Genomic DNA, 17150 nt, shown 5'->3' with positions numbered 1-17150 from the left:
GCACGGCACCGGAGCGGGTCCTGTCCTGTTTTCAACAAACCCGCTCCACGGCCTGCCGATCGGGGGTGGCAGGCCGTTTTCGTTTCAACGCGTGAGGTGTATGTGTCCAGGCTCCAGGCCGAGCACCTGTACAAGGTGTTCGGCAGACGACCCGACGAAGCGGTACGCAGGCTCGAAGCGGGCGCGAACCGCGACGAACTGCGGGCCGACGGAACGACCGCGGCGGTGATCGACGCCTCGTTCTCCGTCGAGCCGGGCCAGATCTTCGTGGTGATGGGTCTGTCCGGATCCGGCAAGTCCACGCTGCTGCGCATGCTCAACGGACTGCTGGAGCCGACCGCCGGTCGCGTTCTGTTCGACGGTGAGGACCTCACCGCACTGAGCCCGCGCGAGCTGCGCCGCGTACGCTCCCACAAGATCAGCATGGTGTTCCAGCACTTCGCGCTCTTCCCGCACCGCAGCGTGCTGGAGAACGCCGCCTACGGCCTCGAAGTGCAGGGTGTCCCGCGCGCTGAACGCGAACGGCGTGCCGCCGAGGCCCTGGAGCTGTGCGGCCTGGGCGGCTGGGAGAAGTCCTGGCCCGACGAGCTGTCCGGCGGCATGCAGCAGCGCGTCGGCCTGGCCCGCGCGCTCGCCACCGACGCCGACCTGCTGCTGATGGACGAGTCCTTCAGCGCCCTCGATCCCCTGATCCGCCGCGACATGCAGGACCAGCTCCTGGAGCTGCAGAAGCGGCTGAAGAAGACCATCGTGTTCATCACCCACGACCTCAACGAGGCCATGCGCCTCGGTGACCGCATCGCCGTCATGCGGGACGGCCGGATCGTCCAGCTCGGCTCGGCCGAGGACATCCTGGTCAGGCCCGCCAACGACTACGTCGCCTCCTTCATCCAGGACGTCGACCGGTCCCGCGTGCTGACCGCCGGCGCGATCATGGCCGACCCGGACACCGTGCTCGGCGCCGGCGGCGGGGACTCGCGTACCGCCGCCGACGTCCTGGCCGCCGCGCCCGCCACCGTCCCGCGCGACACGCCGATCGCCGAGCTGTTCACGCCCTGCTCCACCAGCGGCGTCGCGGTCGCCGTCACCGACGACGCGGGCGAGCTCGTGGGCGTCGTCACCCGCGCCACGCTGCTCGCCGCCCTGGCCGAGCCCGCGGCCGCGCCCGGCGCCCCGGCGGCCGGCACCAAGGAGGCGGGCACCCAGGTGCCCAGCACCCCGGTGGCCGACACCCCCGTCCCCGGCGCCCCGGGGGACGCCACCAAGGAGGCGGGAACCCAGGTGCTCGGCGCCACGGTGGCCGGCGCCCCCGTCCCCGGCGCCCCGGCGGCCGACACCACGGTGCCCGGCACCACGGTGGACACCACCACGGCGGACGCCACCACGGCGGACGCCACCACGGAGAGCAGCACCCAGGAGGCCGCCCGTGCCTAGGCTTCCGCTCGGTGACTGGGTCGACAGTGGTGTCGACTGGCTCCAGTCGCATCTCTCCTGGCTCTTCGACGCCATCAGCTCGCTCGTCACCGGTATGTACGACGGCATCGACGCCGCCCTCTCCGCTCCCGAGCCGCTGCTCTTCGGCGGCATCCTCGCCGTCCTCGCCTGGTGGCTGCGCGGCCTGCTCGCGGGCGTCCTCGCCTTCGCCGGGTTCGCGCTGATCGACTCCGTCGACCTGTGGGACGACGCCATGTCGACCCTCAGCCTGGTGCTGGTCGCCACCGTCGTCACGCTGGCCATCGCCGTCCCGCTGGGCATCTGGGCCTCGCGCTCCAAGGCCGTCAGCGCCGTGACCCGGCCCGTGCTGGACTTCATGCAGACCATGCCCGCGATGGTCTACCTGATCCCCGGCATCATCTTCTTCGGTGTCGGCGTGGTCCCCGGCATCATCGCCACCATCATCTTCGCCCTGCCGCCCGGCGTACGGATGACCGAGCTCGGCATCCGCCAGGTCGACAAGGAACTCGTGGAGGCCGCCGAGGCCTTCGGCACCACGCCGCGCAACACCCTTCTGCGCGTCCAGCTGCCGCTCGCCCTGCCCACGATCATGGCCGGCATCAACCAGGTGATCATGCTGGGCCTGTCCATGGTGGTCATCGCCGGCATGGTCGGCGGCGGAGGGCTCGGCGGCGCGGTCTACCGGGCCATCGGCAACGTCGACATCGGCCTCGGCTTCGAGGCCGGTATCTCCATCGTCATCCTCGCCATGTACCTGGACCGGATCACCGGGGCGCTGGGCCGTCAGGTCTCGCCCCTGGGCCGCCGGGCCCTCGCCAAGGCCAAGGCCCTCACCCGGGGCCGCCTCAGGATCTTCGACCACCGCCCCCGGCCCGCCGTGGCGGTCGTCGGTGCCGTCGTCCTCGCGCTCGTCGCCGGCGGCATGAACGTCTTCGGCGGCGCGGCCACCTCCCGGGCCGTCGCCGACGGCACGAACGTCGGCCAGGGCAAGAAGATCTCCCTGGGCTACATCCCCTGGGACGAGGGCATCGCCTCCACCTTCCTCTGGAAGGAGTTCCTGGAGCGGCGCGGTTTCGAGGTCGACGCCAAGCAGTACGAGGCGGGCGCCCTCTACACCGGGATGGCTAACGGCCAGATCGACGTCCAGACCGACTCCTGGCTGCCGGTCACGCACGCCACCTACTGGGACAAGTACCACGACAAGCTGGAGGACATGGGCGCCTGGTACGGCCCCACCTCCCTGGAGCTGTCCGTCCCCTCGTACCTGAAGGGCATCGACTCCCTCGACGACCTCAAGGGCAGGGCGGGGCAGTTCAAGGGCCGGATCATCGGTATCGAGCCGAGCGCCGGAATGATGGGCCTGCTCAAGGACAAGGTCCTCAAGGAGTACGGCCTGGAGGGCGAGTACGAGGTCGTCGACGGCTCCACGCCCGGCATGCTGGCCGAGCTGAAGCGCGCGTACGCCAAGAAGGAACCGGTCGTCGTCACCCTCTGGTCGCCGCACTGGGCCTACTCCACCTACGGCCTGACGAAGCTCAAGGACCCCAAGGGCACCTGGGGCAAGGGTGACGGCGTGCACACCCTCGCCCGCAAGGGCTTCGCCGCCGACAACCCCGAGGTCGCCGCCTGGCTCAAGAACTTCACGATGACCGAGAAGCAGCTCACGGACCTCGAAGCGAAGATCCAGCAGACCGGCAAGGGCAAGGAGCAGGAGGCCGTCCGCGCCTGGCTCAAGGACAACCCGGGCGTCGCCGACAAGATGGCTCCTGTGTAGCTCGGCTCCACGGCTTTCCCTCCCGTTGCGCTACTCGGTGGTACCGCCGCTGCGTAAGGTGGTCGCAGAGGGAGGGAGCCGAGGAGATGGACGACAAGGAAACGCTTCGTGTGGGCGTGGCCGTCCGCAGGCGGCGCAGAGCCATGGCGCTCACCCTCGCCGCGGTCGCCGAGCGCAGCGGCCTGTCCGTGCCGTTCCTGAGCCAGATCGAGAACGAGCGCGCCCGGCCCAGTGAGCGCTCGCTCCAGCAGATCGCGGACGCCCTGGAGACCACGACGGTCGCGCTGCTGGACGCCGCCGACCCGGCACGAACCGTCGACGTCGTACGCGCCGCCGACGACCCCGGCCGGCCCGGCGCGCGGGCCCTGGTGCGCGGCGAGCACCAGATGCACGCCGAGGAGTTCACCGGCGAGCACGACGCCGGACGGGAGCTCGTGCTGCGCAACGACGCCATGCTGTACGTCGCCGACGGCGCCGCTCAGGTGGAGGCCGAGGGCCAGGCGTACCGGCTGGAGCGCGGCGACACGCTCTACCTCTCCGGCGGCGTCCGCCACCGCTGGCGGGCCGGCGACCCGCACACCCGTATCCTCGTCGTCTCCGTCGCCGAGCACATCGAGACGGCCACCTGATGCGGGTCGTCTCGCTCGTCCCGTCCCTCACCGAGGCGATCGCCGCCACGGCCCCGGGACTGCTGGTCGGTGCCACGAACTGGTGCACCCACCCCGCCGGGCTGGACGTCACCCGTATCGGCGGAACCAAGAACCCCGACGTCCCCGCGGTCGCCGCCCTCCGCCCCGACCTGGTGGTCGCCAACGAGGAGGAGAACCGGGCCCCCGACCTCGCCGCCCTGCGCGCCGCCGGGCTGGACGTCCTGGTCACCGAGGTCCGGAACCTGGACCAGGCGTTCACCGAGCTGGACCGGGTGCTGCGCGCCTGCGGGGCGCGCACCCGGCCGCGCTGGCTGGACGAGGCGGAGGCGGCCTGGGGGGCGGTGACGCACTCCGACGCGTACCGCAAGGCCGTGGTGCCCATCTGGCGCCGCCCCTGGATGGTGCTGGGCCGCGACACCTTCGCGGGCGACCTGCTGGCCCGCCTCGGCGTCGCGAACGTGTACGCGGACCATGCCGAGCGCTACCCGCGCATACCGCTCGACGAGCTGCGCGCCTCGGGCGCCGACCTCGTCGTCCTGCCGGACGAGCCGTACCGCTTCACCGCCGACGACGGCCCCGAGGCGTTCGACGGACTGCCCGCCGCCCTCGTCGACGGGCGGCACCTCACCTGGTACGGGCCGTCACTGGTGCAGGCACCGGAGGCGCTGCGAGCAGCGCTCCGCCGACCAGTCCGCGGGCCGTCCTGACGGCCGCCGTCAGCCAGGCCGCCACCAGCAGCGCGTACAGCCCCACCGCCAGCCACCGCAGCGCCACGAGCCCGGTGTGCTGCGCCAGCCCCTCCGCGCCGGTCACACACGTCCCCACCGGGAACGTGAACGCCCACCACGTCATCGCGAACCCCATGCCCCGCCGCCGCGCCCCCAGCACCATCGCCCCGGCCAGCGCCAGCCACAGCAGGGCGAAACCCATCACGGGCACGCCGTACAGGACGGCGATCTCACCCGCGTACGGCACGCCCGGCGCCGCGTCGGCGAACTTGGCGGCGGCCGTCGTGGACTGGCCGAGCGGCCCCAGCACCAGGAACAGCGTCGGCGTCAGGGTGAGCGGCAGCGGGCCGCCGGTCATCAGCCGGCCGAAGACCAGCGGCAGCACCACCAGGGTCGCCAGCAGGCTCAGCCCGAACATCCCGTAGCAGGCGATCAGGAGCGTTCGCTGCCACTGTCCGGGCGGCAGATGCGGTACGAGCAGGGGGCCGACCGCGGCCGACACCATGGGCGCGACGACGGGCAGAAGCCACACCGGCGAGGCGGAGTCGACCTTGTGGTGCACCACCATCAGGTACGGGATCGTCACCGCGACCGTCAGGCCGATCACCGTCCCCGCCACGAACAGGCCCGCGCCCAGGGCGACTGCGGCCTCCGGTCCGATCCAGTCCCGGCCGACGACGACGGCGCCGCCGCCGACCGAGACCAGGGCCATGGCCAGGCACCCGTAGAACGGCGCAATGGCCGGGTCCAGGAGGTGGGCCCGGGCCTGGTCCCTATGGTGTGTCCAGTGCAGCGCGCGGGCCGCGAGCAGGACCAGCAGCATCAGCAGGGACAGCGCCCAGACGGCGGTGCAGGCGGTGCGCAGACCGGGTATCCGGAGGGGCAGTGCGGCGCCCGCGTTGGCGACGATCGCGGTGCCCATCACCGTCGCGTACCAGTTGGGCCCGAGGTGCCGGACAGCCATGGTGCGGGGTACGCGGGGGAGTGGAAGCTGCTGCGCGAGGGTTGCCATGGACCCACCCTGACCTGCGCCGATGGCCCACACCAGAGATCATGTCCCTATGACCCCATAAACTGAAGTTATGAGCATCTCGCATCGCGTGCCCGACCTCGGGGCCCTGGAACTGCTTCTCGCCGTCGCCCGGCACGGCAGCCTCGGCCGGGCCGCGCGCGAGGTCGGCATCACCCAGCCGGCCGCCAGCAGCCGTATCCGCTCCATGGAACGGCAACTGGGCGTCGCCCTGGTGGACCGCTCCCCGCGCGGGTCGCGCCTCACCGACGCGGGCGCGCTCGTCACCGACTGGGCGAGGCGCGTCGTCGAGGCCGCCGAGGCGTTCGACGCGGGCGCCCAGGCGCTGCGCGACCGGCGGGACTCACGGCTGCGGGTCGCCGCCTCGATGACCATCGCCGAGTACCTGCTGCCCGGCTGGCTCATCGCCCTGCGCGCCGAGCGCCCCGACACGGCCGTCTCCCTCCGGGCCGGCAACTCGACCGCCGTCGCGGCCGGCCTGCTCGCCGGGGAGGCGGACCTCGGGTACGTCGAGGGCCTCGCCGTCCCCGAGGGCCTGGACGCCGCGGTCGTCGCCCACGACCGGCTCGTGGTGGTCACGGCCCCCTCCCACCGGTGGGCCCGCCGCCGCGCCCCGCTCACGCCCGCCGAACTGGCGGCCACCCCGCTGGTGCTGCGCGAGTACGGCTCGGGCACCCGCCAGGTGCTGGACGCGGCGCTCGCGGACTACGGCGGGCTCGCCGACCCCCTCATGGAGCTGGCCTCCACGACAGCGGTCAAGGCGGCGGCGATCAGCGGAGCGGGCCCGGCGGTCCTCAGCGAGCTCGCCGTCACCGAGGAACTCGCCTCCCGCCGCCTCGTCGAGGTCCCCGTGGAAGGCGTCCACCTCCAGCGCGCCCTCCGCGCCGTCTGGCCCATCGGCCCCCTCCCCACCGGCCCGGCCCGTGACCTGCTGTCCCTGGCACGGGGCGGCACGGGCTGAGCCGTCCGGGTTCCCGAGGAGGCCTAGGACGCCGCCCGTACCAGCCCCTCCATCACACGCACGTCGGTCCCCATCTCCGGGTGCCACTGGACGCCCAGGGCCCACCGCGTGCCCGTCAGCTCGACCGCCTCCACGGTGCCGTCCTCCGCGTACGCGCACGGCGTCAGGCCCTCGCCCAGCCGGTCCACGGACTGGTGGTGGTAGGTCGGGACCGACGTCGCCTCGCCGACGAGCGAGGCGTACAGCGTGCCGGGGACCGGCTTGACCGTGTGCCGGCCGAAGACGCCCAGGCCACCGGTGTGGCCGTCCAGGTGCTGGAGCAGCGTGCCGCCGAGGGCCACGTTCAGCAGCTGCATACCGCGGCAGACGCCCAGTACCGGCGTGCCGGCCGCCAGCGCCGCCTCGATGAGGGCGAGCTCCCAGGCGTCCCGTTCCACCGCCGCCGGGCCCGTACGCGGGTCGCGGTCGGCGCCGTACCGTGCGGGGTCGACGTCCGCGCCGCCCGCGACGACGAGGCCGTCGAGGCGGGCGACGACGTCCGTGGCGGCGCCGGGGGCGTCCGGCGGGAACATCGCGGCGATGCCGCCCGCCGACTGGACCAGGCGGGGGTACGTCGCCGGGAGCAGGGCGGCGGGCAGCTCCCACACGCCCCACTTGGCGGGCTCGAAGTAGGTGGTGACGCCGATGAGCGGCTTGGAAGGCACAGCCGGTTCCTCTCAGTTGCGTTCGAGCTCGGCCTCGGCCGCGGCCAGCGCCGCGAACTCCTCCTCGGGCGCGCTCGCGACAAGACGGTGACGACTGTAGAAGGCGAAGTACGCGAGGGCGACCGCGTAGACCCCGAGTGCCATGAACGCCGCGTCCTTGTCCACCAGGAACGTCGCCACCAGCGCGGCGAGCGCCAGCACGAAGGCGACCGAGGACGTCACCACCCCACCGGGCGTACGGTACGGGCGCGGCAGGTCGGGTTCCCGGCGCCGCAGCACGATGTGGGACAGCGCCATCAGGGCGTACGAAATGGTCGCGCCGAACACCGCGATGTTCAGCATCCGCGCCCCGTTCCCGGTACTTGCCGCCAGCGCGAAACCGAGCGCGCCGGGGATCAGCAGCCCCAGGTACGGGGACTTGCGGCGGCTGGTCAGGGACAGGAACCGGGGCAGGTACCCCGCCCGGGAGAGGGCGAACAGCTGCCGCGAACCCGCGTAGATGAGCGAGAAGAACGACGCCACCAGGCCCGCCAAGCCCGCGTAGTTGACGAACCGGCTCAGCGCGGTCGGGTCGCCGTCCCCCTGGAGGGCGACCACCAACGGGTTGCCGGCGTCCTGGATCGCGGCCGAACCCCGTACGCCCGTCGCCGCGAAGAACGTCAGCGCGGCGAGCAGCACCAGGACCATCATCGACAGCGACAGCGCCCGCGGCATCGACCGCACCGGGTCCTTCGCCTCCTCGGCGGCGAGCGGCACACCCTCCACGCCCAGGAAGAACCACATGCCGAACGGGACCGCTGCCCAGATGCCGAGCAGTCCGTACGGCAGCCAGGAGTTCGCCCCGAAGGCGTTCGGGTCGGCCGGGATGTCGTTGAGCCCGTCCGCCCGGAACTCGGTGAACGCGCCGACCGCGAAGATCAGCAGCGCCGCCACCGCGATGGCGGTCACGATCAGGCTGAAGCGCAGTGCCTCGCCGACGCCCCAGAGGTGGATGCCGAGGAAGACGACGAAGCAGGCGAGGTAGACGGGCCAGCCGGACTCCAGGCCGAAGAGGCCCAGGGACTCGACGTAGTCGCCGATGAAGATGGAGATGGCGGCCGGCGCCAGGATGTACTCGATGAGGATGGCCGTACCGGTGAGAAAACCGCCCCAGGTGCCGAGCGCCCGGCGCGCGAAGCCGTAACCGCCGCCCGCCGCGGGCAGGATGGCGGACAGTTCGGCGAGCGCGTAGACGAGACAGGCGTACATCACGCCCATCAGGACCGTCGCGATCGCCAGCCCGCCGAAACCGCCCTCGGCGAGGCCGATGTTCCAGCCGGCGAAGTCACCGGAGACGACGTACCCCACACCGAGCCCGGTCAGCAGCAGCCAGCCGGCGCTGCCCTGCCGAAGGGCCCGGCGCTTGAGGTAGTCGTCGGCGGGGACGGGCGTGTCCTTCGTTTCTTCCAGCGTCATGGCAGCAGCGCTCCCGCGTCAGTGGTCGGGGCCCAATGGAGTGGTCCCATACCTTTGCGGTGGTCGGGCGTGATTGGCAAGACCCGTGCGTTACTTTCGGGTTACGCCCGGGAGTTACGTGAGGAAGCCGCGCAGCAGCGCCGCCGTCCCCGCGCAGTGCTCCCGCATCACCTCGCGCGCCGCGTCCGCGTCCCCCTCCAGGACGGCCTCCACCAGCGCCGTGTGCTGGTGCTGCGAGTGCTCCAGATTGCGTACGAGCAGCGGGATGCAGTCCAGCAGGTCGTTCACCGACGCCCGTACGGCCGCGTACTGCGCCGTCAGCGTCGGCGAGCCGGACAACTCGGCGAGCGTCAGGTGCAGCAGCGTGTCCTGGCGCCGGTAGTCGTCCAGCGGCGCGTCGTGCGTCGCCCGCAGCGCCGTACGCAGCCGCTCGGCACCCTCCTCCGTCAGCCCGTGCGCCGCGCACAGCCCCGCCGCGCCGACCTCCAGCACCTCGCGGAAGCGCAGCGTGTCCTCCACGTCCACCGACGCGATACGGCGCCGCAGCTCCTCCTCGCCCGAGTCGCCGGGCGCCCGGTCCCGGTGCAGCACAAACGTTCCGCCGTACCGGCCGCGCCGGCTCTCCACCAGGCCCTGCTCCTGGAGCACCTTCAGCACCTCGCGCAGCGTCACCCGGCTGATCCCCATCCGGTCCGCCAGCTCCCGCTCCGCGGGCAGCCGCTCGCCGCCGGGCACCAGGCCGAGCCGTACGACCTGGAGGATCTGCTCCAGCGCCTCCTCGAAGCCGTTGCCCGCCCGCACCGGCCGCAGCACGGGCGCCAGCCGGTCCTCGGACGCACTTCCCGAGCTCTTCTTCGCCACCTCGCGGTTCCCCTTCCCAAGCAATGGTCTTCGGCAATACCTTATGGCTCCCGGCTGACCGAAGGAGGAGCAATCCCGTGGCAGACCGCAAACCCCCACTCGCCGTCGAGGAGCTGCGCAGGCTCGTCGCGCACGGTGAGATCGACACAGTGGTCCTGGCCTTCCCCGATATGCAAGGGCGGCTCCAGGGCAAGCGGTTCGCCGCACCGTTCTTCCTCGACGACGTGCTGGAGCACGGCACCGAGGGCTGCAACTACCTCCTCGCCGTGGACGTCGAGCTCAACACCGTCGACGGCTACGCCATGTCCTCCTGGGCCACGGGCTACGGCGACTTCGCCATGCGCCCCGACCTGTCCACCCTGCGCCGCGTCCCCTGGAACGACGGCACGGCGATGCTCGTCGCCGACCTCGCCTGGAACGACGGCTCACCCGTCGTCGCCGCACCACGCCAGATCCTGCGCCACCAGCTGGAACGGCTCGCCGGACACGGCTACACCGCACACGTCGGCACCGAGCTGGAATTCATCGTCTTCAAGGACACCTACGAACAGGCCTGGAACGCGGACTACCGCGACCTGACCCCGGCGAACCAGTACAACATCGACTATTCCATCCTCGGCACCGGCCGCATCGAGCCCCTGCTGCGCCGCATCCGCAACGAGATGGCCGCCGCCGGACTGACCGTCGAGTCCGCCAAGGGCGAGTGCAACCCCGGCCAGCACGAAATCGCGTTCAAGTACGACGAGGCCCTGGTCACCTGCGACCAGCACGCCGTCTACAAGACCGGCGCCAAGGAAATCGCCTCGCAGGAGGGCGTCTCGCTCACCTTCATGGCGAAGTACAACGAGCGCGAGGGCAACTCCTGCCACATCCACCTCTCGTTGCAGGACGCCGACGGCCGCAACGTCATGGCGGGCGACGGGCCCGGAGGGATGTCCCCGGTGATGCGGCACTTCCTCGCCGGACAGCTGGCCGCGCTGCGGGACTTCTCCCTCCTCTACGCGCCCAACATCAACTCCTACAAGCGCTTCCAGCCCGGCTCGTTCGCGCCGACCGCCGTCGCCTGGGGCTACGACAACCGCACCTGCTCCCTCCGGGTGGTCGGCCACGGCCGCTCGATGCGCTTCGAGAACCGCCTCCCCGGCGGCGACGTCAACCCGTACCTCGCCGTCGCGGGCCTGGTCGCGGCCGGTCTGTACGGCATCGAGCAGCAGCTCGAACTCCCCGAGCCGTGCGACGGCAACGCGTACACCGCCGACTACGCCCACGTCCCCACCACCCTGCGCGAGGCCGCCGAGCTGTGGGAGAACAGCCCCATCGCGAAGGCCGCCTTCGGGGACGAGGTCGTCGACCACTACCGCAACATGGCGCGGGTCGAGCTCGAAGCCTTCGACGCCGCGGTGACCGACTGGGAGCTGCGCCGCTCCTTCGAACGCATGTAAGGACCCATGTGAGCACCGAGCACCTCGTCCTCGACCCCGCCACCGAAGAGGTCATCGCCACCGTCCCGGCCGCCACCGCCGCCGACGTCGACGCCGCCGTCCAGCGGGCCGCCAGGGCCCAGCGGGCGTGGGCGGCGGCCGCGCCCGCCGACCGCGCCCGCCTCCTGCGCCGTTTCGCCGCCGTCGTCGACGAGCACGTCGAGGAACTGGCCCGGCTGGAGGTCCGTGAGGCCGGCCACACCCTCGGCAACGCCCGCTGGGAAGCCGGCAACGTCCGCGACCTGCTCGACTACGCGGCCGGGGGAGTGGAGCGCCTGAACGGCCGGCAGATCCCGGTACCCGGCGGACTCGACATCACGATCCTCGAACCCCTCGGCGTCGTCGGCGTGATCGCCCCCTGGAACTTCCCCATGCCCATCGCCGCCTGGGGCACTGCCCCCGCCCTCGCGGCCGGCAACGCCGTCGTCCTCAAACCCGCCGAGACCACGCCCCTCACGGCCCTTCGGCTCGCCGAACTCGCCCTGGAGGCCGGGCTACCCGAACACCTCTTCCAGGTGCTGCCGGGTGCCGGCCCCGTCGCGGGCAACGCCCTCGTCGAACACCCCGGCGTCGCCAAGATCGTCTTCACCGGTTCCACCCGCGTCGGGAAGAGCATCATGGCGGCGTGCGCCGGCCGGGTGAAGCGCGTGACCCTCGAACTCGGCGGCAAGAGCCCCAACATCGTGTTCGCCGACGCCGACATCGAGGCCGCGGCCGCCGCCACACCCATGTCCTTCCTGGACAACTCCGGGCAGGACTGCTGCGCCCGCACCCGCATCCTCGTCCAGCGCACCGCATACGACCGCTTCCTGGAGCTGCTGACGCCCGCCATCGAGGAGATCGTCGTCGGCGACCCGTCCGACGAGAAGACCCAGATGGGCCCCCTCATCTCCCGTACCCAGCTGGAGAGGGTGCGGGGTTACGTCCCCGAGGACGCGACCGCCATCCGCGGCAAGGCGCCCGAAGGCCCCGGCTTCTGGTTCCCGCCCACGGTCCTCACCGGCCTCGCGCCCGACGCGCCCGCCGCCGTCGAGGAGGTCTTCGGCCCCGTGGCCGTCGTCCTGCCCTTCGACGACGAGGAGGACGCCGTACGCCTGGCCAACGCCACCGAGTACGGCCTGTCCGGCTCCATCTGGACCCGCGACGTCGGCCGCGCGCTGCGCGTCTCCGGCGCCGTCCGCGCTGGCAACCTCTCCGTCAACTCCCACTCCAGCGTCCGCTACTGGACCCCGTTCGGCGGCTACAAGCAGTCCGGCCTCGGCCGCGAGCTCGGCCCCGACGCCCTCACCGCCTTCACCGAAACCAAGAACGTCTTCATCAGCACGGAGGCCTGAACCACCATGACCGAAACCCCTGTGTGCCGCCGCCTCGTCGGACGTACCGCCGTCATCACCGGCGCCGGCAGCGGCATCGGCCTCGCCACCGCGCGCCGCCTCGCCTCCGAGGGCGCCCACGTCGTCTGCGGCGACATCGACGAGAAGGCGGGCAAGGCCGCGGCCGACGAGGTCGGCGGCACCTTCGTACGCGTCGACGTCACCGACGCCGACGAGGTCGAGGCGCTGTTCAAGACCGCGTACGACACCTACGGAAGTGTCGACATCGCCTTCAACAACGCGGGCATCTCGCCGCCCGACGACGACTCCATCCTCACCACCGGCCTGGAGGCCTGGAAGCGGGTCCAGGAGGTCAACCTCACCTCCGTCTACCTCTGCTGCAAGGCAGCCATCCCCTACATGCGGCGCCAGGGCAAGGGCTCCATCATCAACACGGCGTCCTTCGTCGCCGTCATGGGCGCGGCGACCTCGCAGATCTCGTACACCGCCTCCAAGGGCGGCGTCCTCGCCATGTCCCGCGAGCTGGGCGTGCAGTTCGCCCGCGAGGGCATCCGCGTCAACGCCCTGTGCCCCGGGCCGGTCAACACCCCGCTCCTCCAGGAGCTGTTCGCCAAGGACCCCGAGCGCGCCGCCCGCCGCCTCGTCCACATCCCGGCCGGCCGCTTCGCCGAGGCCGAGGAGATCGCCGCCGCCGTCGCGTTCCTCGCGAGCGACGACTCCTCGTTCATCAACGCCACCGACTTCCTCGTCGACGGCGGCATCTCCGGCGCGTACGTCACCCCCCTGTAGTTCACCCCTCTCCCACCACCCCGACAGCCGGGCGTCGCACGACGCCCGGCTGTCCTGCATACACCAGGAGCGTGTACGTGACAGACATACGCCGCTGGGCCGCCGCCGCGGCCGCCCTCACCCTGACGGTCACCGGCCTCACCGCAGCGTCCGCGACCGCCCACCCCACTCCGGAGAAGTGCCCGCGCCTCACCGTCTCCGACGGCTGGTACGGCGACAACCGGGCCCGCCTGCAAGAGCTGATCGACCGCCACGGCCGCTGCGGCGAGAGCCGTACGAGCGGCAAGAAGCCCGTCGCCGTCTTCGACTGGGACAACACCGTCATCAAGAACGACGTCGGCGACGCCACCATGTTCTGGCTGCTCCGCAACAGCCGCATACGCCCGCCCCACGGCGGCGACTGGCACACCACCAGCCGCTACCTCACCGACGCCGCGGCCACCTCCCTCGCGGCCGCCTGCCCCACCGGCGTACGGACGCTGCCCACCGCCACCGACACCGACTGCGCCGACGAGATCCTGTCCGTGTACGGGGACGGCGAGACGACCTCCGGCGACGCGGCCTTCACCGGGTTCGACCACCGGCGCATGGAGCCGCAGTACGCCTGGCTCGCCCAGCTCCTGCACGGCTGGACCACCCGCCAGGTCCAGGACTTCGCCGCAGCCGCCCGCGCCGAGAACCTCGCCGCGCCCATCGGCGCCGAGCAGCGCGTCGGCAGCGCCACCGCCACCGGCTGGGTCCGCTACTACGACCAGCAGCGCGACCTCGTCCGTACCCTCCAGAAGGCTGGCTTCGACGTGTGGATCACCTCCGCCTCGCCCGAGCCGGTCGTCGACGTCTGGGCGCGCGGCGTCGGCATCACGCCGTCCCACGCCATCGGCATCCGGAACGTCACCGAAGGCGGCCGCCTCACCGCCCGGCTCCAGGGCTGCGGCACCGTCCGCGACGGCGACGACTCGATGATCACGTACATCGACGGCAAGCGCTGCTGGATCAACCAGGAGATCCTCGGCGTACGCGGCGCCGCCGCCGAACAGGTCCAACCCGCCCACCGCAGGCAGGTGTTCGCGGCCGGCGACTCCGACACCGACGTCTCCTTCCTGCGCGACGCCACCGCCCTGCGGCTCGTCCTCAACCGCAACAAGGACGAGGTCATGTGCAGGGCGTACGACAACGGCGACGGCCGCTGGATCGTCAACCCCATGTTCCTCCAGCCCAAGCCGCGCAAGGCCACCCCGTACCCCTGCGCCACGACCGGCTACACCGCCGCCGACGGCACCCGCGGTCCCGTCCGCCGGGCCGACGGGAGCGTCGTACCGGATCAGGCGGACCGGGTGCACGCCCCCTAAGGTGACCGCATGAGCATGACGACCCCTCCCGGCTGGTACCCGGATCCAGGCAACCCCGCCGTCGAACACTGGTGGGACGGCACGGCGTGGACCGGGCACACCCGGCCGGCGGGCGGGGCGCCGAAGCGCGCCGGCCGCGCGGGTGTCGTCCCGACCGCCGTCGCGGGAGTGGTCGTCGCGGCGGCGATCGCCACGGCGGTGGTCGTGTTCGGCCGCGACGACGGTCCTCCGGCGGGCATCACGGACGCCAAGAACCCACCCGCGCCGACGAGTTCCGCCACATCCCCGTCCCCGTCCCCGTCCCCCTCCGCCACGGACGATCCGACAGCCGTCGTCGACCAGCTCAACGGCATCACCCTGCCCATCATCGACGGCTGGGAGAAGCCGGAGTTCACCTCGGAGGACGTGCCGACCGTGTCGACGGTCGCCGCCGACCCGTGCCCCGCCGCGAGCAGCCGCACCTGCAAGCGCGGCTCGGTGTTCTCCCTCACCGCCACGGGCACCGGCACCACCGACCCCGAGACCATCGCCAAGGAGGACATCGCCAAGGCCGCCGACCGCGCGTTCGAGGCGGATTCCCTCGGCGTCCGTCCCCATGGCGGCATCCGCTCCCACAAGGTGCTCGCCGAGCGGCCCACCGTCGTCGCCGGACGCACCGGCTACCTGGTCCGCTGGCAGGTCACCACCAACCAGGGCCCCGGCGGATACGTCCAGTCCCTCGTGTTCCCGTCGTCGCTCGGCAGCGAGTCGCCCGTCATCGTGCGGTTCGTCTTCTCCGCCGGGCCGGACGCCCCGCCGCTCGCGACCATGGACGAGATCACCCAGGGCATCCGCCCGATCGGCAGCTCGACCGGAGGCGGCGTCGGCAGCAGCATCGGCCCCTGACCGCTACAGGAAGGTCCGGCCCTCGCCCCGGTACGTCGGTACGGTCGCCGTGACCCGGTCGCCCTCGATCAGGTGCAGCGCCTCGAACCGCTCGCACAGCTCGCCCGCCTTCGCGTGCCGGAACCACACCTTGTCGCCGATCAGCAGATCGTCGGCGGGGGAGCCCAGCAGCGGGGTCTGCACCTCACCGGCACCCTCCTGCGGGTCGTAGCGCAACCCCTCCGGGAGGTACGGGACCGGCAACCGGTCCGCGCCCGCCGCCCCCGACGCGGGGTACCCGCCGCCCAGCACGGTCACCACGCCCACGCCCGGGCGCCGGACCACGGGCTGCGCGAACAGCGCCGCCGGACGGCCCGTGAACGACGTGTAGTTGTCGAACAACCGCGGCACGTACAACCCGGACCCGGCCGCGATCTCGGTCACGCAGTCCTCGGCCGCCGTGTGCTGAACGCTCCCCGTCCCGCCCCCGTTCACGAACTCCAGGTCCGGCGCCACCGCCCGCACCGCCGCCACCACGGCCGCCCGGCGCGCCGCCAGCTCCCTGCGGGCCGCCGCCTGCATCACCCGCACGGCACGGGAGCGGAGGGGCCGCCCCGCGATCGCGTCCCCGACGCCCGCCACATGACCCTCGTACGCCATCAGCCCGACGAGCCGGAACCCCGGGCGCCGCGCCACCGCCCGCGCCAGCTCCGCCACCTGGGCGGGCGTCCGCAGCGGCGAACGCCGCGCCCCGATCCGTACCCGACCGCCCAGCAGGCGCAGCGAGGTGTCCAGCTCCAGACAGACCCGGATCTCCTCCGCGCCACCCTCGCGGGCCCGGTCGATCAGCTCCAACTGCGCCGGATCGTCCACCATCACGGTCACCGCGCCCGCCAGCTTGGCGTCCCGCGCCAGCTCCGAGAAACCGGCCCGGTCCGCCGACGGATACGCCAGCAGTACGTCGTCGAACCCGGCCCGCGCCAGCCACAGCGACTCGTCCAGCGTGAACGACATGATCCCGGCGAACCCGTCCCGGGCCAGCACCCGCTCCAGCAGTGCCCGGCAGCGTACGGACTTGCTCGCCACCCGTATCGGCTTCCCGCCGGCCCGTCGGACGAGGTCGTCGGCGTTCGCGTCGAACGCCTCCAGGTCGACCACGGCGACCGGGGCGTCGAGATGGGCGGTGGCCCGGTCGTACCGGGCTCGGTCAGCGGCACGCGGAGTCATGGCCAGAGCCTGCCAGACCTGCCTACCCGGGGGTAGGGGGACGTTCCGGTCAGATCCGCCCCGACCTGCGGCCTCGTTCCCGCCGGGGCCGGCGCAGCCCGTAGAGTTACCCGCACGCGCTGACGAACGGGCCTGCCCCGCAAGGCGATCCGGACGACATCAGGGGGGCGGATGAGCACCGAGGCACGACACCCGTCCTCGCGCATCCCGGACGCCCCGCGCCATCCCACGCCCCCCATACCACCGACCCCGGCCACCACTCCGCCCCCCGCGCCCGGTCCCGCCCCGGCCCACGACTCGCGCCCGGCCCCCGCGCCGGCTCCCGCGCCTGCCGCCGCTCCGGTGCCCGCGCCCGGTCCCGCCGCCGCTCCGGCGCCCGCGTCCGGTTCTGTCCCGGCCCACGGCTCGCGCCCGGCCGCCGCTCCGGCTCCCGCCCCGGCCCACGGCTCGCGCCCGGCCCCCGCTCCGGCCCCGGCGCCCGCTCCTGC

15 protein-coding genes are annotated in these 17150 nt (G+C 72.5%); 10 read left to right on the top strand and 5 right to left on the bottom strand.

Annotation, left to right across the window (positions count from 1 at the left end; translation table 11 throughout):
• Positions 1–102: 102 nt before the first annotated feature.
• The 4 genes from AMK26_RS29755 to AMK26_RS29740 all read left to right on the top strand — a co-directional run bounded on the left by AMK26_RS29755 (position 103) and on the right by AMK26_RS29740 (position 4586).
• Positions 103–1434, top strand: a complete 1332-nt coding sequence (locus AMK26_RS29755) for a quaternary amine ABC transporter ATP-binding protein (protein ID WP_079277869.1) — start codon at positions 103–105, stop codon at positions 1432–1434.
• The gene (locus tag AMK26_RS29750) at positions 1427–3229 is read left to right on the top strand and encodes an ABC transporter permease/substrate binding protein (RefSeq protein ID WP_073758289.1); all 1803 of its coding nucleotides are present in this window, start codon (positions 1427–1429) and stop codon (positions 3227–3229) included. The genes AMK26_RS29755 and AMK26_RS29750 overlap by 8 nt, the downstream gene beginning before the upstream one ends.
• Before the next feature lie 86 nt (positions 3230–3315).
• Positions 3316–3858 (top strand): helix-turn-helix domain-containing protein, encoded by a 543-nt coding sequence (locus AMK26_RS29745; RefSeq protein WP_073758287.1) that lies wholly within the window; start codon positions 3316–3318, stop codon positions 3856–3858.
• Positions 3858–4586 carry a helical backbone metal receptor gene (locus AMK26_RS29740; protein WP_073758285.1) on the top strand — a complete coding sequence of 243 codons (729 nt, stop codon included), beginning with the start codon at positions 3858–3860 and terminating at the stop codon, positions 4584–4586. The genes AMK26_RS29745 and AMK26_RS29740 overlap by 1 nt, the downstream gene beginning before the upstream one ends.
• Here AMK26_RS29740 and AMK26_RS29735 read toward each other — a convergent pair.
• Positions 4504–5619 (bottom strand): TDT family transporter, encoded by a 1116-nt coding sequence (locus AMK26_RS29735; protein WP_073758283.1) that lies wholly within the window; start codon positions 5617–5619, stop codon positions 4504–4506. The two genes, AMK26_RS29740 and AMK26_RS29735, sit on opposite strands and share 83 nt — an antisense overlap.
• 70 nt (positions 5620–5689) lie before the next feature.
• Between AMK26_RS29735 and AMK26_RS29730 the strand changes: the two genes are divergently transcribed.
• A complete protein-coding gene (locus tag AMK26_RS29730; RefSeq protein WP_198944196.1) occupies positions 5690–6598 on the top strand; it encodes a LysR family transcriptional regulator in 909 nt (302 codons plus the stop codon).
• A 23-nt stretch (positions 6599–6621) separates the two neighbouring features.
• Here AMK26_RS29730 and AMK26_RS29725 read toward each other — a convergent pair whose 3' ends face one another.
• The 3 genes from AMK26_RS29725 to AMK26_RS29715 form a co-directional block, all read right to left on the bottom strand.
• The gene (locus AMK26_RS29725; protein WP_073758281.1) at positions 6622–7302 is read right to left on the bottom strand and encodes a gamma-glutamyl-gamma-aminobutyrate hydrolase family protein; all 681 of its coding nucleotides are present in this window, start codon (positions 7300–7302) and stop codon (positions 6622–6624) included.
• 12 nt (positions 7303–7314) lie between these two features.
• A complete protein-coding gene (gene eat, locus AMK26_RS29720; RefSeq protein ID WP_073758279.1) occupies positions 7315–8757 on the bottom strand; it encodes an ethanolamine permease in 1443 nt (480 codons plus the stop codon).
• Positions 8758–8871: 114 nt separating this feature from the next.
• Positions 8872–9618 (bottom strand): FadR/GntR family transcriptional regulator, encoded by a 747-nt coding sequence (locus AMK26_RS29715; protein WP_073758277.1) that lies wholly within the window; start codon positions 9616–9618, stop codon positions 8872–8874.
• A 77-nt stretch (positions 9619–9695) separates the two neighbouring features.
• Here AMK26_RS29715 and AMK26_RS29710 point away from each other — a divergent pair, with 77 nt between their 5' ends.
• The 5 genes from AMK26_RS29710 to AMK26_RS29690 all read left to right on the top strand — a co-directional run bounded on the left by AMK26_RS29710 (position 9696) and on the right by AMK26_RS29690 (position 15456).
• Positions 9696–11060, top strand: a complete 1365-nt coding sequence (locus tag AMK26_RS29710) for a glutamine synthetase family protein (RefSeq protein WP_073758275.1) — start codon at positions 9696–9698, stop codon at positions 11058–11060.
• On the top strand, positions 11027–12433 hold the full coding sequence (locus tag AMK26_RS29705; protein WP_198944209.1) for an aldehyde dehydrogenase family protein: 1407 nt from the start codon (positions 11027–11029) through the stop codon (positions 12431–12433). The genes AMK26_RS29710 and AMK26_RS29705 overlap by 34 nt, the downstream gene beginning before the upstream one ends.
• 6 nt (positions 12434–12439) lie before the next feature.
• Positions 12440–13222, top strand: a complete 783-nt coding sequence (locus AMK26_RS29700) for a 3-oxoacyl-ACP reductase (protein WP_073758271.1) — start codon at positions 12440–12442, stop codon at positions 13220–13222.
• A 77-nt stretch (positions 13223–13299) separates the two neighbouring features.
• Positions 13300–14571, top strand: a complete 1272-nt coding sequence (locus tag AMK26_RS29695; protein WP_073758269.1) for an HAD family hydrolase — start codon at positions 13300–13302, stop codon at positions 14569–14571.
• Positions 14572–14580: 9 nt separating this feature from the next.
• A complete protein-coding gene (locus tag AMK26_RS29690; protein WP_073758265.1) occupies positions 14581–15456 on the top strand; it encodes a DUF2510 domain-containing protein in 876 nt (291 codons plus the stop codon).
• A gap of 3 nt (positions 15457–15459) precedes the next feature.
• On the opposite strand, the gene AMK26_RS29685 is transcribed toward AMK26_RS29690, so the two are convergent.
• Positions 15460–16662: an amino acid deaminase/aldolase gene (locus AMK26_RS29685; RefSeq protein ID WP_073758263.1), complete on the bottom strand. Its 1203-nt coding sequence runs from the start codon at positions 16660–16662 to the stop codon at positions 15460–15462.
• Between the last annotated feature and the right edge of the window lie 488 nt (positions 16663–17150).

The sequence above is a fragment of the Streptomyces sp. CB03234 genome (genome assembly GCF_001905885.1).
Classification (GTDB): domain Bacteria; phylum Actinomycetota; class Actinomycetes; order Streptomycetales; family Streptomycetaceae; genus Streptomyces.
The sequence above is the reverse complement of the archived record's forward strand: the minus strand, read 5'-3'. Positions and strand labels throughout refer to the sequence as shown.